18 protein-coding genes are annotated in these 20,045 nt (G+C 66.2%); 4 read left to right on the top strand and 14 right to left on the bottom strand.

Going from position 1 to position 20,045, the window contains the following annotated elements; genetic code table 11:
- Nucleotides 1-8: 8 nt before the first annotated feature.
- From D578_RS0102070 to glyQ, 4 genes are all read right to left on the bottom strand, one after another.
- Nucleotides 9-650 (bottom strand): hypothetical protein, encoded by a 642-nt coding sequence (locus tag D578_RS0102070; protein ID WP_018948355.1) that lies wholly within the window; start codon nucleotides 648-650, stop codon nucleotides 9-11.
- Nucleotides 640-1,395 carry a 1-acyl-sn-glycerol-3-phosphate acyltransferase gene (locus tag D578_RS0102065; RefSeq protein ID WP_018948354.1) on the bottom strand — a complete coding sequence of 252 codons (756 nt, stop codon included), beginning with the start codon at nucleotides 1,393-1,395 and terminating at the stop codon, nucleotides 640-642. The genes D578_RS0102070 and D578_RS0102065 overlap by 11 nt, the downstream gene beginning before the upstream one ends.
- Nucleotides 1,396-1,404: 9 nt before the next feature.
- On the bottom strand, nucleotides 1,405-3,486 hold the full coding sequence (glyS, locus tag D578_RS0102060; protein WP_018948353.1) for a glycine--tRNA ligase subunit beta: 2,082 nt from the start codon (nucleotides 3,484-3,486) through the stop codon (nucleotides 1,405-1,407).
- 71 nt (nucleotides 3,487-3,557) lie between these two features.
- Nucleotides 3,558-4,502 (bottom strand): glycine--tRNA ligase subunit alpha, encoded by a 945-nt coding sequence (gene glyQ / locus D578_RS0102055; protein WP_018948352.1) that lies wholly within the window; start codon nucleotides 4,500-4,502, stop codon nucleotides 3,558-3,560.
- 86 nt (nucleotides 4,503-4,588) lie between these two features.
- Between glyQ and D578_RS0102050 the strand changes: the two genes are divergently transcribed.
- The gene (locus tag D578_RS0102050; RefSeq protein ID WP_018948351.1) at nucleotides 4,589-5,842 is read left to right on the top strand and encodes a cation diffusion facilitator family transporter; all 1,254 of its coding nucleotides are present in this window, start codon (nucleotides 4,589-4,591) and stop codon (nucleotides 5,840-5,842) included.
- 218 nt (nucleotides 5,843-6,060) lie between these two features.
- The gene (gene glnA, locus D578_RS0102045; protein ID WP_018948350.1) at nucleotides 6,061-7,470 is read left to right on the top strand and encodes a glutamate--ammonia ligase; all 1,410 of its coding nucleotides are present in this window, start codon (nucleotides 6,061-6,063) and stop codon (nucleotides 7,468-7,470) included.
- A 262-nt stretch (nucleotides 7,471-7,732) separates the two neighbouring features.
- Here the strand turns inward: glnA and asnB are convergent, their stop codons facing one another.
- From asnB to D578_RS0102005, 8 genes are all read right to left on the bottom strand, one after another.
- Complete coding sequence (asnB, locus tag D578_RS0102040) at nucleotides 7,733-9,751, bottom strand: asparagine synthase (glutamine-hydrolyzing) (RefSeq protein WP_018948349.1); 2,019 nt, start codon at nucleotides 9,749-9,751, stop codon at nucleotides 7,733-7,735.
- A gap of 96 nt (nucleotides 9,752-9,847) precedes the next feature.
- Nucleotides 9,848-10,930, bottom strand: coding sequence for an aspartate carbamoyltransferase (locus D578_RS0102035; protein ID WP_026289124.1), 1,083 nt, complete (start codon nucleotides 10,928-10,930; stop codon nucleotides 9,848-9,850).
- A complete protein-coding gene (locus D578_RS16245; protein ID WP_018948347.1) occupies nucleotides 10,918-11,040 on the bottom strand; it encodes a hypothetical protein in 123 nt (40 codons plus the stop codon). The genes D578_RS0102035 and D578_RS16245 overlap by 13 nt, the downstream gene beginning before the upstream one ends.
- Nucleotides 11,037-12,494 carry a sodium:solute symporter family protein gene (locus D578_RS0102025; protein WP_018948346.1) on the bottom strand — a complete coding sequence of 486 codons (1,458 nt, stop codon included), beginning with the start codon at nucleotides 12,492-12,494 and terminating at the stop codon, nucleotides 11,037-11,039. Before D578_RS0102025 ends, D578_RS16245 begins: the two co-directional genes overlap by 4 nt.
- Nucleotides 12,491-13,234, bottom strand: a complete 744-nt coding sequence (locus D578_RS0102020) for a cysteine hydrolase family protein (protein WP_018948345.1) — start codon at nucleotides 13,232-13,234, stop codon at nucleotides 12,491-12,493. Before D578_RS0102020 ends, D578_RS0102025 begins: the two co-directional genes overlap by 4 nt.
- A gap of 25 nt (nucleotides 13,235-13,259) precedes the next feature.
- Nucleotides 13,260-14,501 (bottom strand): Zn-dependent hydrolase, encoded by a 1,242-nt coding sequence (locus D578_RS0102015; RefSeq protein ID WP_018948344.1) that lies wholly within the window; start codon nucleotides 14,499-14,501, stop codon nucleotides 13,260-13,262.
- An 81-nt stretch (nucleotides 14,502-14,582) separates the two neighbouring features.
- Nucleotides 14,583-14,990, bottom strand: a complete 408-nt coding sequence (locus tag D578_RS0102010; RefSeq protein ID WP_018948343.1) for a hypothetical protein — start codon at nucleotides 14,988-14,990, stop codon at nucleotides 14,583-14,585.
- Nucleotides 14,991-15,012: 22 nt separating this feature from the next.
- Nucleotides 15,013-15,549: a MarR family winged helix-turn-helix transcriptional regulator gene (locus D578_RS0102005; RefSeq protein WP_018948342.1), complete on the bottom strand. Its 537-nt coding sequence runs from the start codon at nucleotides 15,547-15,549 to the stop codon at nucleotides 15,013-15,015.
- A 389-nt stretch (nucleotides 15,550-15,938) separates the two neighbouring features.
- On the opposite strand from D578_RS0102005, the gene D578_RS0102000 reads away from it, so the two are divergent.
- Nucleotides 15,939-16,979 carry a porin gene (locus D578_RS0102000; RefSeq protein ID WP_018948341.1) on the top strand — a complete coding sequence of 347 codons (1,041 nt, stop codon included), beginning with the start codon at nucleotides 15,939-15,941 and terminating at the stop codon, nucleotides 16,977-16,979.
- 87 nt (nucleotides 16,980-17,066) lie between these two features.
- Here D578_RS0102000 and D578_RS0101995 read toward each other — a convergent pair whose 3' ends face one another.
- Nucleotides 17,067-18,476 (bottom strand): AmpG family muropeptide MFS transporter, encoded by a 1,410-nt coding sequence (locus D578_RS0101995; RefSeq protein WP_018948340.1) that lies wholly within the window; start codon nucleotides 18,474-18,476, stop codon nucleotides 17,067-17,069.
- A gap of 36 nt (nucleotides 18,477-18,512) precedes the next feature.
- Nucleotides 18,513-19,289 carry an exodeoxyribonuclease III gene (locus D578_RS0101990; RefSeq protein ID WP_255349546.1) on the bottom strand — a complete coding sequence of 259 codons (777 nt, stop codon included), beginning with the start codon at nucleotides 19,287-19,289 and terminating at the stop codon, nucleotides 18,513-18,515.
- A gap of 103 nt (nucleotides 19,290-19,392) precedes the next feature.
- On the opposite strand from D578_RS0101990, the gene pyrE reads away from it, so the two are divergent.
- Entirely contained in the window at nucleotides 19,393-20,028 is a 636-nt protein-coding gene (gene pyrE / locus D578_RS0101985) for an orotate phosphoribosyltransferase (RefSeq protein ID WP_018948338.1), read from the top strand.
- The last annotated feature ends 17 nt before the right edge of the window (nucleotides 20,029-20,045 follow it).

The following is a 20,045-nucleotide window of genomic DNA, read 5'->3' as shown; positions in this document are numbered from 1 at the left end:
CGGACGGCCTACTCGTCGAAGACGGCCTCGATGCGGGCCTGGATGTGCTGGTCGGCGTCCGGGCCGTATTGCGTGGTGGCGGGATCGAAGCGGTCGCAGAAGGCGTAGGCGAACTTCAGGTCCTTCACGCCGAGGGCACCGAACAGGCGCGCCTCGAAGGAATGATCCTCCGGGTTCTCGATCAGGGTGGGCCAGCCATCCGCGCCCGGGGCCAGGGTAGGGCCGAAGAAGACCACGCCGGGCAGATTCTTCAAGCGCAGTGCGCAGGTGCCATCGGTTACGCCGGCCATCGGGAGGAAGTCGATGGTCCGCGACAGGCGCTGCTTGCGGTTGAAGGCGATGTCGATCTCGCCCCCCGCCGCGCGGATCGCCGGGGCCTCGGCCTCGAAGGCCAGGGTCTCCAGCCCCGCAGCGCGCCAGGCATCCAGATCCTGCGCCCCATACCGGCTGGGCAGGAACAGGTACGCGGGCTTGGTGATGGCGCGGATCGCCTCCAGGAGCGGTTCGGAATACACCGGCGCATTCACCAGAATGCCGCCGAGCTCCAGGTCGTCGATCAGCCAAACGGCCGGCTCCGAATCACCGATCCGGTAGATGGTCCGGTCGCGCAGTTCGACCAGCGGGGCGCTGATCACGGGCTCATTGGCCATGCGGCTTCTCCATCGGCGGGTTCATGGTACGCGGCTCGATCTCGGCCATGGCGGTCTCGATCCATTTTTCGGACTCGGACAGCACCTCGACCGGCTTGCGCCCGGCGGTCTCGATCGGCGCCCCCACCACCACCTCGACGGTTCCCGGGTAGCGCCGGATCCCTTTCTTCGGCCAGAAGCTCCCGCTGTTCAGCGCCACCGGCAGCACCGGATAGCCGGTACGCACTGCCAGCATCGCGCCGCCCTGACGGTAGCGCCCGTGTTCGCCCGGGGCCACGCGCGTGCCCTCGGGAAACACGATCACCCAGCGGCCCTGGTCCAGGCGCTGCTTGCCTTCGGCCACCAGGTTCTCCAGGGCCTGCCGCCCGCCCTCGCGATCGATCGGCACCGGATCGAGCATGGACAACGTCCAGCCGAACAGGGGGATACGCATCAATTCGCGCTTGAGCACCCAGGTCTGCATGGGAAAGATCGCGACGAAGGCAACCGTCTCCCAGGCCGACTGGTGCTTGGACAACACCACATGCGGGCGCGAGGGGTCGATGTGCTCGCGCCCGTGCACCCGGTAATCGATCCCGCAACTGATGCGCAGCCACCAGACGTTGAACCGGCCCCACAGGGTCAGGACACGATAGCGGACGGGGCGGGAAAACGGCCAGATCAGCGGCGGCACCAGCAGGCCGAAGACCAGGATGGAGCCGACGAACCCCAGCTGGAACAGCAGACCTCGGATCAGGGGCAGCATTGCCCGGCCCTACCCCGTCGCCAGGCGGCCGATGTCGGCCACGGTCTCGAACGCGCGACGCAGTTCGCGCAGCAGGGCCAGGCGGTTGCGGCGCTCGGCGGCGTCCTCGGCCATCACCATCACCTGGTCGAAGAAGGTGTCCACGCGATCACGCAGGCCTGCCAGTTCACCGAGCGCATGCAGGTAGTCACCATCGGCCACCGCCTGCTCGACGCCCGGGCGCACGGCCTGCAGACCCTGGTATAGCTGGCGTTCCTCGTCCAGCACCAGGGCCTCGGGGTCGAGTTCGGCCTCGGCCTCTTCGCCGGCCTTGCGCAGCAGGTTGTGGATGCGCTTGTTGGCCGCGGCCAGGGCCTCGGCCTCCGGGCGCTCGCGGAACAGGCTGACCGCGCGCACGCGACGGACGAAATCCAGTGGGGCATCCGGCGCGACCGCGGCCACCGCCTCGATGGTCTCGTGCGCCTGACCCTGCTCCAGCAGGTAGCCGCGCAGGCGCTCCAGGATGTACTCGCGCACCGGTTCAACGGCCTGATCGGCCTCCGGCACACGCTCGCGAATCGGTTCGGCGGCGGCCTGCAGCAGCGGGGTCAGGGCCAGCGGCACTTCGCGCTCGACCAGGATACGCACCAGCCCCAGCGCGGCGCGGCGCAGGGCAAACGGGTCCTTGGTGCCACTGGGCTGCTTGCCGATCGCGAAGATCCCGACCAGGGTGTCGAGGCGATCGGCCAGCGCCAGCGCCTGGGCCAGCGGGGCGTCCGGCAGCTCGGAGCCGGACTGGCGCGGCCAGTAATGCTGCTCGATCGCGGCGGCGACGGTCTCGTCCTCGCGGTCGTGCAGGGCGTAATAGCGACCCATCGTGCCCTGCAGATCGGTGAACTCGAACACCATCTGGGTGACCAGGTCGCACTTGGCCAGGCGTGCCGCGCGCGCGGCGAGGTTCGCATCCAGGTCCATCAACCCGGCGAGGCGCTGCATCAACGCCTCGAGCCGCGCCGACTTGTCGCGCAGCGTGCCCAGGCGCTTCTCGAACACCACCGAGTCCAGCGCCTCCAGACGTTCCTCCAGGCGCTTCTTGCGGTCCTGCTGCCAGAAGAACTCGGCATCGGCGAAGCGCGGGCGTAGCACGCGCTCGTTGCCATCGCGCACCGCGTGCGGGTCGCGCGACTCGATGTTGCTGATCACGATGAAATGCGGCTGCATCCGGCCGGCCTCGTCGACCACCGGGAAGTATTTCTGGTTGTCCTGCATGGTGGAGATCAGCGCCTCCTGCGGAACATCCAGGAAACGCGGATCAAAGCCGCCGGTCAGGGCCACCGGCCACTCGACCAGCGCAGTCACCTCGTCCAGCAGGTCCGCATCCACCAGCGCGCGCCCGCCCAGGGCCTTCGCCTGCTCGTGGACCTGCTCGAGGATGCGCTCGCGGCGCGCCTCGAAGGACGGCTCGACAAACCCCGGACTGCGCAGCCGCTCCGCGTAGTCACTGCCGCGCTTGAGCTCCAGGGCGCCGGGCTGATGGAAGCGGTGGCCGTGGGTCACCCGACCGGACGCTTGTTCCAGCACCGTCATCTCCAGCACGTCGGGCCCGTGCAGGACGACCAGCCAGTGCGCGGGCCGCACGAATTCGGTACGGCTGCTGCCCCAGCGCATGCGCTTGGGTGTGGGCAGGGCGTCCAGCGCGGCCTCCAGCATCTCCGGCAGCAGTTCACCGAGGGCGCGCCCCGGCTGCAGCTGGCGAAACACCAGGTACTCGCCCTTGTCGGTGGTCTCGCGCTCCAGGCGCTCGACCTCGACACCACAGGATCGGGCAAAGCCCAGTACCGCCCTGGTCGGCTCGCCGGCGTCGTCAAAGGCCGCTGCCACCGCCGGGCCGCGGCGCTCCTGCAGCTGATCCGGTTGGCGCGCAGGCACGTTCGGGAACAGCACGGCCAGGCGCCGCGGGGTGGCGAAGGTCTCGGGATCGCCCGGTTCCAGCCCGGCGTCGCGCAGGCGGGTGGTCAGCCCCTCGGCCAGGGCATCGCGCAGGCGCGCGAGCGCGGTCGGGGGCAGCTCCTCGGTGCCAAGTTCGATCAGGAGTTCGCGGGCTTCGGCCATGTCGGGTCCAGGTTGGGTCCAGTACGCGCCACGCGACCCATGGGGGGCCGGCCGGCGCGGGATTGCGGGATTCAGGCGGCGTCGGGCTTGTTCGCGTCGTCGTCGGCACACAGCGGGAAGCCCAGGGCCTCGCGCGAGTCGTAATACTTCCGGGCGACGTTCCGCGACAGCTCACGCACGCGCAGGATGTAGCGCTGCCGCTCGGTGACCGAGATCGCGCCGCGCGCATCCAGCAGGTTGAAACTGTGCGAGGCGCGCAGCATCTGCTCGTAGGCCGGCAATGGCAGGCCCAGCTCGATCATGCGATCGCTCTCGGTCGCGTGCTGATCGAACGCGGCGAACAGGGCGTCGCGGTCGGCGTGCTCGAAGTTGTAGGTGGACTGCTCCACCTCGTTCTGGTGGTAGACGTCGCCATAGGTAATCGCGCGGCCGTCCGGGCCGTTGGTCCAGACCAGGTCGTAGACGCTTTCCACCCCCTGCAGGTACATCGCCAGGCGCTCGAGGCCGTAGGTGATCTCGCCGGAGACCGGGTGACAGTCGAGCCCGCCGACCTGCTGGAAGTAGGTGAACTGGGTCACCTCCATGCCGTTGAGCCAGACCTCCCAGCCCAGCCCCCAGGCGCCGAGGGTCGGGGACTCCCAGTTGTCCTCCACGAAGCGGACGTCATGGGTCAGGGTGTCGAACCCGAGCGCCTCCAGCGAGCCCAGGTAGAGCGCCTGGATGTCCGGCGGCGAGGGCTTCAGCAGGACCTGAAACTGGTAGTAGTGCTGCAGACGGTTGGGGTTGTCGCCGTAGCGCCCGTCGGTCGGGCGGCGGCTCGGCTGCACATAGGCCGCACGCCACGGCTCCGGTCCGATGGAGCGCAGGAAGGTCGCCGGGTGGAAGGTGCCCGCGCCCATCTCCATGTCGTACGGCTGCAGGACCACACAGCCGTGGTCATTCCAGTAGTCCTGCAGGCGACGGATCAGGTCCTGGAAGGTCGGACTGCTGCTGGGCGGGGTGCGTTCTTGCGACATGCGGGATCCCGGGTCAGGGCAAAGCCGACAGTATATCGGCCCGGCTTCGGCCGCGGCCACCGCTCGCGTTGGCGCGGGCGTTTTGCATGCAGCCGAAGCGCGCCCATACTGGGGCCTTGATTCTGTTCGGGAGAGCGGCCCTGAGCGACCCCCTCGCCAATTCCGGGCCTTCGGTCACGCCGGAGAACAGCCAGCGCTATCGCGATACCCGCCGGGTCACACTGGTGGGCGCGACCGTGAACAGCTTCCTCGCCGTGGCGCAGCTGGTCAGTGGCTGGCTGCTCAACTCCCAGGCCCTGGTGGCGGACGGCGTGCACACCCTGTCGGACCTGATCACCGACGGCGTGGTGCTGTTCGCCGCCAGCAAGGCCGCCGCCTCACCCGATCAGGAACATCCCTACGGTCACGCGCGGATCGAAACCCTGGCGACGGTGATCGTCGGGGTCTTTCTGGCGCTCGCGGGCCTGGCAATTGCCTGGGCCGCCGGCAACCGCCTGGTCGAGCCCGAGGCCATGACCGGCCCCGCGAACATGGCGATCGCCTTTGCCCTGCTGACCCTGGTGGCCAAGGAAAGCCTGTACCAGTACACCCACCGGGTGGCGAAGCGCCTGCACTCGCGGATGCTGGATGCCAATGCCTGGCACCACCGCACGGACGCGATCTCGTCTCTATTCGTACTGGTCGGGGTGGCCGCGGCGGTCGCCGGCTTCCCGTGGGCGGACGCTTTGGCGGCGCTGATCGTGGCGCTGTTCATCCTGCATGTCGCCGGGCGCCTGATCGTGCGTAGCGCGGCGGAGCTGATCGACACGGCCCTGGAGCCGGAGAAGGTCGAGCGCATCCATCGAACAATCCTGGATGTGCCCGGGGTCAAGGATGCGCACATGCTGCGCACCCGCCGCCACGGCAGCGAGGTGGTCGTGGACGTGCATATCCAGGTCGCGCCGATGATCTCGGTCTCCGAGGGTCACCGGATCGCCGATGCGGTGTTCCACGCTGTGACCGACGACCATGACCGGGTGAACGACATCACCGTGCACGTGGACCCGGAGAATGACGCGGACCAGGCCCGGAGCTCCACGCTGCCACTGCGCCCGACACTGGTGGAGGCCCTGCGCGAGGCCTGGGCCGACACCCCGGAGCTGGAGGCGGTGGAGCACCTGTCGCTGCATTATCTCGGCGGGCGGGTGCACATGACGCTGACCCTGCGCCTTGACGGGGCAACCACACCCGCTGACCTCGAGGCCCGCGCCCAGGCCCTGGCCGACCGGCTGCACCGCCATCCCGGGGTAGGCGACATGCTGGGCGATGTCACGCTACTCTATCGCCCCTGCACTCATTAGGTGCGCGCCACCAGGGTGCGCACGAAACTTGTGCAAATAAAGCACCACATTAGTGCAATCAGGACGCGGCGGGGTGCCCCAGGTGCCCGTTTTTCGCGCGCCCGGGCCAAACAGGACCGGATGGCATGATGCCTGCATAATGAACCGCGACGCCGCGCAAGGCCCGACGAGCCGGCCGGCCACCTTTGAATACCCAAGTAAAGACCAAGGAGATCCCCATGTCCGCAGCCGACGTGCTGAACCAGATCAAGGAAAAGGAAGTTCGCTTCATCGACTTCCGTTTTACCGACTCCAAGGGCAAGGAACAGCATGTGACCGTGCCGGCCCACGAAATCAAGGAAGATACCTTCGAGGAAGGCAAGATGTTCGATGGCTCCTCGATCTCCGGCTGGAAGGGGATCAACGAGTCCGACATGATCCTGATGCCTGATGCCGAATCGGCCGTCCTCGATCCGTTCTTCGAAGACATGACCATGAACATCCGCTGCGACGTGGTCGAGCCGGCCACCATGCAGGGCTACGATCGCTGCCCGCGCTCCCTGGCGCGCCGCGCCGAGGCCTACCTGCAGAGCACCGGCATCGCCGACACCGCGCTGTTCGGCCCGGAGAACGAGTTCTTCATCTTTGACGATGTGAAGTGGGGCACCACCCTGTCCGGCTCCTACTGCCGCGTGGATTCCCAGGAGGCCTCCTGGAACTCCGAGCGCGTCTACGAGGACGGCAACATCGGTCACCGCCCGGGCGTGAAGGGCGGCTACTTCCCGGTCCCGCCGGTCGACAGCCTGCACGACATTCGCTCCACCATGTGCGAAGTGATGACCGAGATGGGCCTGGAGACCGAGGTGCACCACCACGAGGTGGCGACCGCCGGCCAGTGCGAGATCGGCGTGGGTCCCGCGACCCTGACGCAGAAGGCCGACGAGGTGCAGATCCTCAAGTACGTGATCCAGAACGTGGCCCACGTCCACGGCAAGACCGCGACCTTCATGCCCAAGCCGATCGTTGGTGACAACGGTTCCGGCATGCATGTGCACCAGTCGCTGTCCAAGGACGGCAAGAACCTGTTCTCCGGTGACCTGTACGGCGGCCTGTCCGAGACCGCGCTGTACTACATCGGCGGGATCATCAAGCACGCCCGCTCGCTGAATGCCTTCACCAACCCGTCCACCAACAGCTACAAGCGTCTGGTGCCGGGCTTCGAGGCGCCGGTCATGCTGGCCTACTCCGCGCGCAACCGTTCCGCCTCGCTGCGTATCCCGTTCGTGATGAACCCGAAGGGCCGTCGCGTCGAGCTCCGCTTCCCGGACTCCACCGCCAACCCGTATCTCGCGTTCGCGGCGATGCTGATGGCCGGCCTGGATGGCATCCAGAACAAGATCCACCCGGGCGATGCGATGGACAAGAACCTCTACGACCTGCCGCCGGAAGAAGAGAAGGGCATCCCGCAGGTCTGCCATTCGCTGGACCAGGCGCTGGAAGCCCTGAACCAGGATCGCGAATACCTGACCCAGGGTGGCGTGTTCACCGACGACATGATCGATGCCTACATCGACCTGAAGATGGAAGACGTCACGCAGATGCGCATGACCACCCATCCGATCGAGTTCGACATGTACTACAGCCTGTAAGGCACCCGCTTCCGGCCCTTCGGGGCCGCGAAGCCATCAGCCGCCCCCGGCCCCTGGCCGCGGGCGGCTTTTTTGTGGCTGTCGCGGGCGACCCGTGCACGGCGGGCAACGGGTGATGGCGCCACCCGCGCGCCGGAAGAACGCCGGGCAGCGAGCGTCATCCCCTCTCGAGACCACGCCTGTCCCTGCCGGCAAGAACGAAAAGGCCCCGCGGACCAAGAGCCGCGGGGCCTTCTGTATCACTCGAGCCTTGCGCCCGTGATCAGGCGTGCCAGCCGAACTCCTCGGCCTTCTGCCGCGCCAGCGCCGGGATGTCGGTGGCGACGAACTTGTCGTGCAGCACCTGGACCCCGATCATGTGGTTGATCACCGCGTCCAGCTGAACCTGAGTGGCGGCCGGCGTGTCCTCGGACTCGTGCAGCTCGAACACCTGACGCACGCCCTCCGGGTCCAGCAGCCCGGCCTCGGCGACCTTCTCCGGGGACAGGTAGCGATCGGCCAGGGCCTTCATCGCCGCCCACTTGACCGGGTCGGTGTGCGCGGGCGGCGCCATGAAGGCGAACTTCTCGCGCTCGTAGAGCACCTTCGGCAACAGGCCCTTCATCGATTCGCGCAGCACGTACTTCTCGGTTGAGCCCTTGATGCGCATGGTCGGCGGCAGGTGGGCGGCGAACTCGGCCAGGTGATGATCGAGGAACGGCGGGCGGGCCTCCATCGAGTTGGCCATGTCCATGCGGTCGCCGCCCCAGGTCAGGATCTGGCCCTCCAGCATGGTCTTGATCCAGACGTACTGGGCCTTGTCCAGCGGATGCCGGCCTTCCAGCATGTCGTCGTCCAGGGCATTGGCAATGGCCTTGCCCGGCTTGTAGTCCTGCATGCGCTCGCGACGCTTCGGATGCAGCAGGCCCGGAACGTGGTCGGCCGCGGCCAGCCACGGCTGCAGGCAGGACGGGGTGAAGCCCATCATCTTCGTGAAATCGGGGTCGTTGACCTCGTCCTCGGCCAGCATCGCACCGGAGACCAGCTCGTTGGACTCGTTCAGCATCTGCTGCCAGGCCTGGCGGTCGGCCTCCGGCAGGGTGTCCAGGCCGTGCAGGAACATGTCGCGGCGGAAGGCCGGATAGCCGCCGAACAGCTCGTCCGAGCCCTCGCCGGTGACCACGACCTTGTAGCCGGCCTTGTTCACGTGGCGGCTCATCAGCAGTTTGGCGACACCGAGGGTGTTGTAGATGGTGCGCTCGGCGTGCCAGAGGGCCTCTTCGAAGTTGTCATAGAGGTGATTGGCATCCAGGGTCATGATGTCCTGGTCGGCGCCCACGCTCTCGGCCATCTCGCGGGCGATCGCGGTCTCGTCGTAATCCGAATTGTCGAAGCCGATGGTGAAGGCCTTGACCGGCGACTGCTGGCTGGCCGAGGCCAGCCCCAGGGTGATGCAGGAGTCGATCCCGCCGGAGAGATAGCAGGCGACCGGGACATCAGCCTCGAGGCGCAACTGCACCGCCTCCATCAGCTGGTCGCGCACGCCCTCGATCCAGTATTCCTCGTCGGTCTCGCTCTCGGGCGGGCGTTCGGAGGCCAGCGGGAAGTCCATGTCCCAGTACTTTTCCTGACGGATCTTCAGCTTCCCGTGGGCGCGCTCGACGATCACCATATGGCCGGGCTTCACCTGCTGGATGCCCTCGAACGCGGTGGTGCCGGGCACCATGGTCTGCATCAGCTGGTGGTAGAGGCCTTCATCGGAGAACTGGCGCGGCACGTCGGGGTTGGCGAACAGTACCTTCAGCTCGGAGCCGAACACGAAGCTGCCGTTGGCCTCGGTGAAGTACAGCGGCTTGATGCCGAAGCGGTCGCGGATCAGGACCAGCCGATCGTGCTTGCGATCGTACAGGGAGATCGCGAACTCCCCGCGAAAATGCCGGATCGCCTCTTCCAGGCCCTCGCGCTGGTACAGGTGCATGACCATCTCGGAGTCGCTTTTGGTGTGGAACTTGACCCCGCGCGAGGTGAGATCCGTGCGGATGCGCTTGTAGTCGTACAGCTCGCCGTTGACCGCGGTCATGATCTCGCCATTGTCCATGCAGAACGGCTGACGACCACGGTTCTCGTCCAGGTCGATAATCGACAAGCGCGCATGGGAAAAACCCACCCCGCGGTCATCCTGGGTGCGGTAGCCGAAGCCGTCGGGGCCGCGGTGGTACTGGATCGCAGCCATGTTGACCAGGGTTTGCGGGTCGACCTTGCGAGTCGGGTCGGCGTTAAAGATTCCTGCGATGCCGCACATGGCATGTCTCCTTGGGTCGATTCCTTGGTGCGAGCGGGGCGCGGGCAGGGCATGCCCGGCGCGCCACGCCACTCGCGGTTCAGTTAAAAGGTCGCGTCAGCCGTCCGGGGTGTCCATCACCGCGCTGATGCGGCGCACCACCGTTGTCAGCAGCGCCATGCGCACGAACACGGCCCCGCGAGCCTGGGCGAAGTACCAGTTGTGCGGGGTGGCATCGAGGTCGGTAGACAACTCCTCGCCCCGCGCCAGTGGGTGCAGGATGATCGCACCCTCCTTCAGCGGTGAGTTCCGATCCAGCTTCAGACCGTCACCCATGGATTCGAAGGTGTCGCCCACCCAGGCGATCGCGTTGATGTACACGACATCCAGATCCGGCAGCACCGGGTCCAGGTCGCGCACCACGCGCAGCGAGATCCCGGCCTCTTCCAGTTCCTCACGCTGGCCCGGATCGAAGTTCTCGTCCTCGTGCGAGACGAGCACAACCTCCTCGATCGCCTGAGGGAAAAGGCTCAGCATGCGCAGCAGAGAGCGCACCGTGCGCATGCGCGAGGGAACCCCGATGATCCCGACCTTAATGCGCTTTTCCGGGGGCACCTCGCCGGTGAACAACTCGGGGCGCCACTTGGCCATGGCGTAGACGTCCGCCAGCGCCTGGGTCGGGTGCTCGTCGATGCCGTTGCCGGCGTTCACCAGCGGGATGCGCAGGTTCTCCAGCATGTTGTGCGCGGCCTCGCCGTCCGAGGAGCGCAGCACCAGTACATCGCCGTAGTTGTTGAACATCTCGGCGATGTCCGCCAGCGATTCGCCCTTGGCGATCCCGGTACTCTTGGGGTCGGTGATCGACATCACCGACCCGCCCAGGCGATGCCAGGCGCTCTCGAACGACAGCCGCGTGCGCGTGGACGGCTCGTAGAACGCGCTGATCAGGATCTTGCCCGCCAGTGGCAGGTGCATCAGCGCCGGCGTGGTCTCGTACTGCGCCGCCAGGCGGAACAGCTGCAGCAGCTCGTCGCGCGAGAACTGCTGGCTGGAGACTACATGCGAGGCCGCCAGTTTGAGCAGCGGGTCGGGGTCTTCCTCCACCGCGTCCAGCAACGCCTTCGGCCGGTCGGTACCGGCGGCGCCGTCTTTCGGATGGAGCACGTGCAGGGGATCTTCGGTGTAGTTCACCAGAGGCATCCTTTTTTCCAGTCGCGGATAAACAAAGCAATCAGCAGGATCGGGGTCAGGGTTGCCACCAGGGTGGCGATGATCACGATCACGGACAGGGCTGTAGTGGAGATCGTCATGCCGGAACCTCCCCGTCAGGACGGGCCAGACGGCCCCAGTCGAACGGCCGCGGCATCAGCCAGGTACTCAGCACCATCACGGCCAGCGAGACAGCGGCCCCGACCAGCGCGGCCACATAGAATCCGATCAGGAAGTAGCTGGCCAGGCCAATGCCGGACCCCAGTATCATCGACCAGGCCGCACCCTGCGGGTTCGCCCGCTGCCAGTACAGCCCGGCGACGATCGGCCAGATCGCGGAGGCCACGAAGGCGCCGGTGAAGTACAAAAGTTCGGCCAGCGAGCCAACGATCGGCAACTCGCCACGGTAGCTCGCTGCCAGCCAAGTCACGAGGCCCAGCAGCACCACAATCACCTTGGTCGCGCGGAACTGGTGTTGTTCACTGGCATGCGGGCGGATGTGGCCGCGGTAGATGTCGCGGGTCACCAGGTCCGAGGTGGCCGCCAGCAGCGAGTCGAGACTGGAGGCGAGCGCGGCGAAGACCACGATGAACACCACGATCGCCCCGGTCAGACCCAGCACCTCGGCGGCGACCAGCGGCCCGACCATGTCCGCGGCGGGCACGTTGATGCCCAGCGCCGGCGTGGCCAGGGCGATGAAGCCGGCCACGATCGGGATGGGCAGCCAAAGTAGGCCGCCAAAGAGGTAGGCCCGGAAACCCACGTTGCGGCCAAAGGCGAAGGCGCGCGACCACCAGACATTGGAGTGGAAGATCTCGCCGACCCCGAACAGCAGGTTGTTGAACAGGAACATGATCGCGGCCGGGAACAGCAGGTTCAGCAGCTCCGGGCGCTCTTCCATCAGGTTGAAGTGGATCGCCTCGAAGCCGACCTTGTCGATGGTCAGCCAGGCGATGAACGCCGCCCCCGCGATAATGATGACGGTCTGAATGAAATCGGTCCCGATCACCGCGCGCAGGCCACCCAGCAGGGTGTAGAGCACGCAGACGGTCAGGATTACGGTCATCCCCACGCGGTAGTCGATTCCGGCCAGGGCATTAATCAGAACGCCGCCGGCCATCGCCATCGAGACCAGCCAGCCGAAGGCGTAGATCAGTGACACCACCAGGAACACCCGCCAGGTGAATTTGCCGTAGCGCAGGCGGATGAAGTCGCCGGAGGTGAAGCCAGCGGGCATCAGCTCGCGGATGCGCCGCGCCAGCGGCGCGAACAGGATCAGGCCCAGGGCACCCAGCGAGTAGCCGAGCATGCCCCAGACGCCCAGTTGCAGCGCCAGCTGCGGCGCGGTCATCGTTGTGTTGGCGGTGACCCAGGTGGCCATCGCGGTGGCGGTGGCCAGGGCCAGGCCCACGTTGCGCCCGGCCAGCATGTGGTCCTCGGCGGTCTTGTTGTGACGACCCAGCCACCAGCCCAGCACCACCCAGAGGACGCTGAACGCCGCCAGCAGCCCCCAGGCAATGGAGGTCGGGAGGATCGGGTCGTCGAGACCGGTCACGAAGCCTCCTGCACCTTCTTGATCTCGCGGATCGCCTCGTCCGTGCTCATGACCCGGGCGTAACGATCCTTGATGGTGGTGAGCGTGGCCTTCTGCATCTCGGGCGTCACCGTGGCCGTGGCGTCATCCATCAGCGTGACATAAAAGCCCAGGTCACAGGCATCGCGCACGGCGGTGGACACGCACTCGTTGGAATACACACCCACGATGAACAGCGCGCTGATGTTCAGGTTGCGCAGGATGTAGTGCAGGTTGGTGGAGTTGAAGACCCCGCTGGCGGTCTTGTCCAGCACGATCTCGTCCCCCACCGGGGCCACCTCTTCGACGAACTCGGCATCCTTGGAGCCGGGGGCGGCATGCAGATGCAGGCGCTTGTGGCCCGGGCTGCGGTCGCGACCGTCGTGCGTCAGGGAGCGGATGCGGGTATGGATCACCTCCAGCCCCTCCTCGCGGAACGCATCCTGCAGGCGGCGCACATTGGGCAGCACCGTCTGCTCCAGGCGGTTGAAGTAATACTCCTGGGCCTCCAGCGGCACGCCGGAGTCGGCGGAATTCGCGAACACCCCGTGGCCACGCGCAGCATCCAGGTACTGCAGGTCGATGCACAACAGCGCTACATGGTGTTCCCGCAGCTCCTGACGCAGGACCGGCGTGGTGATCAGACTCTCCTGGTACTGCTCGCGCAGCGGGTCCAGGGAGTCGTAATCGGTCAGGTGGGAGACGTTGTCGTTTTCGGCCATTCCAGGCAGTTCCTCTAGTCGCGTTTTATTGCCGGGCCGCCAGCGCCAGGGCACTTTGCAGGGCCAGATTGGCGCCGGTCTCGATGTCTTCCCAGTTTGTCCATTCCGCGGCGGAATGGCTACGCCCCTGCAAGCTCGGCACGAAGATCATGCCGGTGCGGGTGATCCGGCTCATGCTCTGGGTATCGTGGGCCGCGCCGCTGGGCATGGTGATGTACTCCAGGCCCATGCGTTCGGCCTGCGCCTCGATGGTCTGCACGACGCCGGGGTCACAGCGCACCGGATCGATCTCGGAGAGGACGTCGAACTCGAACATCAGGTCGCGCCGGCGCGCCAGGCTGGACAGGGTGCGGCGGGCCGCATGGGCCAGCGCAGTCAGGACCTTCTCGTCGGTGTCGCGCACCTCGAAGGAAAAGGTCGCCGTGCCCGGCACGGTATTCGCCGCACCCGGCGCCAGCTCCACGCGACCGATGGTGGCGCGCGAATTCGGGCTGCCGTGCTCCTCCAGCAGGCGGTTGATCTCGCAGCCGAATTCGGCCAGCCCCTGGAAGGGATCGATGCGCATGTCCATCGGCGTGGTGCCGGCGTGGTTGGGCTGGCCCTTCAGACGGACTTCCCACTTGAACAGCCCGGTGATCGCCTCGACCACCCCGACACTGAGGCCGCGTCGATCCAGTACCGGGCCCTGCTCGATATGGGTCTCGATGAAGGCATGCAGGCTGTGCGGATCGCGCCGTGCGGCCAGGGCGTCATCGGCGTTCAGACCCCAGTTGGCCATGGCCTCGACCAGGGTCACGCCCTCAAGATCGCGCGCATGAGTGATGCTTTCCGGGGTCAGCTTTCCGGCCATGGCCTGCGAGCCGAACATGCCGCCGAAGCGGCCTTCCTCGTCGGTGAAGTCGATCACCTCGAGCGGGTAGGCCAGATCGACGGCGTTCTCCTTGGCGGTGCGCAGCACCTCCAGCCCGATCAGCACCCCCAGCGCCCCGTCCAGCGGCCCCCCACCAGGCACGGTGTCCAGATGCGAGCCCATGGCCACTACGGGCCGCTTGCCGTCGTAGTCCAGGCGCCCGTGCAGGTTGGCCGCACCGTCCTGCCAGACATCCAGGCCGGCGGCCTCCAGACGCCCGCGAAACCACTCCCGCCCGGCGCGGTCGCCGTCGCTGAATGCGCGACGATGCAGGCCACGGTCGGCATCGCGCCCGATCTGCGCGAGATCGTTGATGTCCTGCTGCAGGCGCTGCATGTTGATCTTGAGATCCGTCATGGATACCTCCGAAAGCGGGTCCACCCAGGCTCACGCGAGAACGTTACCTCGACACGGATCGGCAGGGCTGGACCAAGTGAATCAGCTGCGCGGACGTCCGCGCAGGATGGCCCCGATCAGGACCAGAAAGACGACCGCGCCCACGGCAAAAAAGCCGAAGGCACGGGCCAGGCTGTGATGCTTCACCGTCACCGTGGCCTGGTCGGCCCACTGTTCGGCGTCGGCATCCGCGGCGCGCAAACGAAAGCGGTAGTCACCATCGGGCAGGCCGCTGATGACGGTGCTGGTATCGCCGCCCTCGTAGAGGATGCGCGCATTCGCGTGGTCGGGGCCCGAGGCCTGTTCCAGCACAACGGGGGCATCCGCCTCCCAGGCCAGGGTGAAGCCGCCATCCGTTGAGCGCTCGGGTGGCGCGTCAAACGTGGGCTGCGCCCCCGCCGCCAGCGGAAGGCAGAGAAGAAACGGCAGCAGCGCGCGAAAGAATCGCATCAGGGCCTCCGCGTCAGACGTTTCAGGCCTTGCCGTCGAACGGCTGCAGCCCGGCCTTGGGCTCGGTGGTGTTCATCGCCTCGACCAGCAGGTCCAGGCCCTGGTCCAGTTCCACGAGACGCCCCTTCGGCAACGACTGCAGGGCGCGGTTCAGTTCGCCCTGCGGAGCGGCCGGCGCCCTCTCCAGCAGTTCCAGTCCCGCATCGGTGACATAAAGCCGGACGATGCGCTGGTCCTTCTCCGGGCGCCGGCGCTCGATCAGACCGCGATGTTCCAGCTTGTCCAGCAGGTTGGACGTAGTGGAAGCGTGTACCGAGAGCCGGCGCGACAGGTCACTGACGTTCAGCCCCGGCGTGCGCTGCAACTCCCACAACGCCCACAACTGCGAGGCGCTGATGCCGCAGGCACGCTCCACCGTCCGCGAATGCCCCTGCAGGGCGCGAATGATCACGCGCAGCTGGCGGATCACCGAACGCGCGACATCCGGCTCGGCATTCGTACCGGCAGCGGCGCCAGATTCGTCTTCGGGTGCGCGGGACACGGCTTGGGTGGATGTCATCAACACTTCTCGCAGTCAAATCATTCGTCTATTTATTTTTGTACAAAAATAGTTTTATTGCAACTTGCGCCTGCGGTGCCACGGGCTGGCGAAATCGCTCCCCGCGCACTAAATGGATGGGTTGGCGAGCCGCCCGCTGGAAGAAACCCAGCTCCGGCCGGCCCGGAGTCGTGCGATCGAAATACCTCGAAGCCTGGCGGTTGCAAGCGGGAACACGGAGCGAGTGTCGTGGTCACACCACAGTAGGCTAGGCTCACGTATCCTATTTACAACGCATTAGAAACTGCTTATAAGCAGTCCCTGGACTGATCAAAATAAAGAGACACCCCCCGTGTCCGCCCAGGAAGGCCTCTGGCGACACCCGAACCGCCCGACCAGAGAGGATCGCAATGAAGAAGACGATGAGCTGGACCCTGGCACCCCTTTCCGGTGCCGTCGCCCTCGCCCTGTTCCTGGGCCCGAACGCCGCTTTCGCACAGCAGGAAGGCGCAGGCGGCGTGGAATTTGATTTCTATGGCTCCCTGCGCCTGCAGTACGAAGCCGCAGACCCGAAAGGCGCCGACAGCTACGACGGTTTCCGTGATGCGTACTCGCGCATGGGCTTCAATGCCAACTACGAAATCAACGAAGACGTGAATGCCTTCGCGCAGCTGGAAGTCCCGATCGATCTGGCCAACGGAAAGATCCAGGACCCCTTCAACGGTGAAAACGAAGATATTCGTATCGGAAAGATTGGGCTGGACGGAGCATTCGGGACCGTCGCGTACGGTCGCGACTGGATGCCCTATTACAACGCGATCGCCTTCCCGGTGGACATGTTCTACTCCTACCAGAGCGGATTCGCGACCTACACCACCTTCCGCGAAAGCGACAGCGTCATGTACTACTCGCCGGATTTTGACGGCTTTTCGTTCGCCGGCGCGTACAGCGCTAACTCCGGTGCCGATGGCGATGACCGCTACCAGATGACCGGGTCCTACACCATGGGTGACACGACTCTATCCGTCGGGGTGGACGATCTTGATGGTGCGGACAACACTCGCATCTGGGGCCTGTCCGCAATGCACAGCATGGGTCCGCTTTCCCTCGCCGCCAAAGTTGAGTACATCCAGAGCGATCAGGACGCTGCCGCCTTTGGTGACGACGGCGATGTGGCCGCCAACATCTATGCGGCCTACACCATGGGTCAGCACACCTTCCATGGTACGTACGCCAACGTGGACAACTACGGCGAAAACATTTACCACTTGGGCTATGCGTTCAACTGGATGGATGGCCTGACCTTGTTCGCCGAGTACTACTACGAAGAAGAATCCACCGGCGCCGTGCCGGAGTTCAAGGCCCGCGACACGGGCAGCGATCCGGCCGGCTTTGGTCCCGGCGACGGCAGCAACAACGTATTCATGGTCGGGATGCATTACAGCTTCTGATCGCGCGCTACCCGGAAGGGAATACTAGCCCGCACCTCTCGGTGCGGGCTTTTTTGTGTCTGCAGGAAGCCGAAGGGGTTCCGACGGCTAGTCGCGGACCGGCGGGGGCGAGGTGTCCGGACGGCCCGGCTGGGGCATTCGGTCGGGGTTGGCCCAGCGCATCAAGGCGAAGGCCAGCAGGATGGTGGGGATGCCGATCAGGGCCGAGCTGGCGAAAAACCAGACCCAGCCAATGTGCTCGGCGAGCACGCCGGTGAAGCCGGCGAGGAATTGCCCCGGCAGGGTCATGATGGAGCTGAACAGGGCGTACTGGGTGGCGGTGTAGGCGCTGTTGGTCAGGCTGGAGAGATAGGCGATGAACACCGAGATCGCCATGCCGCCGGAGAGGTTGTCGGCCATGATCGCGAACACCAGGCCGTAGGTCTCGGGACCGACGGTCGCCAGCCAGGAGAAGGTGAGGTTGGTCAGCGGTGCCAGGATCGCGGTCGCGATCAGCATGCGCATGATACCGAAGCGCACCACCAGCAGTCCGCCCAGGGCCGCGCCAGTCAGGGTCATGGCCAGGCCGAAGGCGGCGGCGATATTGGCAATCTCTTCCTTGGTGAAGCCGATGTCCAGATAGAACGGGTTGGCCATCACGCCCATGAAGATGTCGCTGATGCGAAAGACCGCGATGAATGCAATAACGATCAGGGCGATCCGGCCAAAACGCTGCCAGAACTCGACAAAGGGGCAGACCACCGCGCCGATAAGCCAGGCCTTGAGATCCCGCCACCAGCCGGTATCCGCGGTGCTGTCGAGGTAGTGGACCACGCGGTCCTCGAGCCGGGCCGTGGCGGAATCGCGCCTCGCGACCTCGGGTTCACGCACGATCAACGTGCAGACGACGCCTACCAGCATCAACGCAGCCATGGCGGCATAGGACAGGCTCCAGCTACCCACGGCGGCGATGTGCAGCGCCCCGGCCCCCGCCGTCAGCAGCGCGACGCGATAACCGAACACGTAGGCCGCCGCCATGGCGCCCTGGCGCTCCTGGCTGACGGCCTCGATGCGGTAGGCATCGATGGCGATGTCCTGGGTGGCGGCACCGAAGGCGGTGAGCACGGCCAGGACCGCAACCAGCCAGAGCTGTTCGACCGGGTCGGTCAGGGCGATCCCGACCAGCCCGAGGATGATCACGGCCTGGGCGAACAGCATCCACGCGCGGCGGCGCCCGAATACCCGGGTCAGGATCGGCAGGGCCAGGCGGTCGACCACCGGCGCCCAGAACACCTTGATGCTGTAGGCCATCCCGACCCAGGACAGGAAGCCGATGGAGGCCAGCTCCACCCCGAGGTCGCGCAGCCAGGCGGTGAAGGTCCCGCCGGTCAGCAGCAGCGGCAGCCCTGCGGCAAAGCCGAGGAACAACATCCCGATGACCCGCGGGTGGCGGTAGACCGCGAGGGCCGCGCGCCAGTCGCGGTTCGGGGAACGCTGCGCTTCAGCGACTCCGGTCATGCGCCGACGTCACCGGATGCGAGGGATATGCCCCGATCAGGGCTGGTAGTCATAGTCGATCCAGAACGGCGCGTGGTCGGAGAAACGGTCGTCGGTATGGATGTACGGGTGGTGATGCGCGGTGGCCGCGATGCCCGGGGTGGCGATCTGGTAGTCGATCCGCCAGCCCACGTTCTTCGCCCAGGCCTGGCCGCGGTTGGACCACCAGGTGTACTGCTCGGGACGTTCGTCCAGCCGGCGAAACACGTCCACCATGCCGATCTCGTCGAACAGGTGGTCCAGCCAGGCCCGCTCTTCCGGCAGGAAGCCGGAATTCTTGCGGTTGGACTTGTAGTTGGTCAGGTCGATCTCGCGGTGGGCGATGTTCCAGTCGCCGCAGATCACCCATTCGCGTCCGTCCTGCATGCGCTCGGTCAGCCAGGGCCGGAAGAACTCCAGGAAGCGCCATTTGGAATCCTGGCGATGGTCGCCGGAGGAACCCGACGGCAGGTACAGCGAGACCACCGAAAGGTTGCCGAAACGCATCTCGGCATAGCGGCCCTCGTTGTCGGCCTCCTCGAAGCCGATGCGGGTGATCACCTCGTCCGGCTGACGCCGGCTGTACAGGGCCACGCCACTGTAGCCGGGCTTCACAGCATCGACGTAGACGCTGTGGAAGCCGGGTGGATGGTAGGGCTCACCCTGGATCTGGTGGATCTGGGCCTTGGTCTCCTGGATGCAGACCACGTCCGCCTCGGTCCCCGGGAGCCAGTCGAAGAAACCCTTGCGGGCGGCGGCACGGATGCCATTGGCGTTCATCGAGAGTATGCGCATGGCGGGGAACGATACCGGCGCGCGCCCGCCCGGGAAAGGGCCTGCCTGCGGAATCCGCGTGCCCCTGTGTCAGAATACGGCGTTTTACGACCGGAGCACCCCGATGACCGCCCACGCCTTCCTGGAATACGCCCTGCAACGCGATGTCCTGCGCTTTGGCGAGTTCACGCTGAAGTCCGGGCGAACCAGTCCGTACTTCTTCAACGCGGGCCTGTTCAACCGCGGCTCCGACCTGGCCCGCCTGGGCGAGTTCTACGCCCGCGCGATCGTGGACTCGGGCATCGAGTTCGACCTGGTGTTCGGTCCGGCCTACAAGGGCATCCCGCTGGCGGCGGCGGTCACCGAGGCCCTGTTCCGCGACCACGGCATGGACCGCCCCTGGGCCTTCAACCGCAAGGAAGTGAAGGACCACGGCGAGGGCGGCAACATCGTCGGCGCGCCGCTGCAGGGCCGGGTGCTGATCGTGGACGATGTGATCACCGCCGGCACCGCCATCCGCGAATCGGTGGACCTGATCCGTGCGGCCGGGGCAACCCCGGTGGGCGTGGCGATCGCCCTGGACCGCGAGGAACGCGGCCGTGGTGAGCGCTCGGCGATCCAGGAGGTCGAGGCCGACCTGGGCCTGCAGGTCATCCGCGTCGCCGGACTGACCGATCTCGTGACCATGCTGGAGGATACCGGGCGCGCCCCCGAACACCTGGAGGCCCTGCGGACCTACCGCGCTGAATACGGGGTCTAGCGCTCCACCCGAATGGC

Origin of the sequence: Thioalkalivibrio sp. ALMg11 (assembly GCF_000377905.1) — a bacterium.
Lineage (GTDB): Bacteria > Pseudomonadota > Gammaproteobacteria > Ectothiorhodospirales > Ectothiorhodospiraceae > Thioalkalivibrio.
This window is presented reverse-complemented; position numbering and strand designations above follow the sequence as displayed.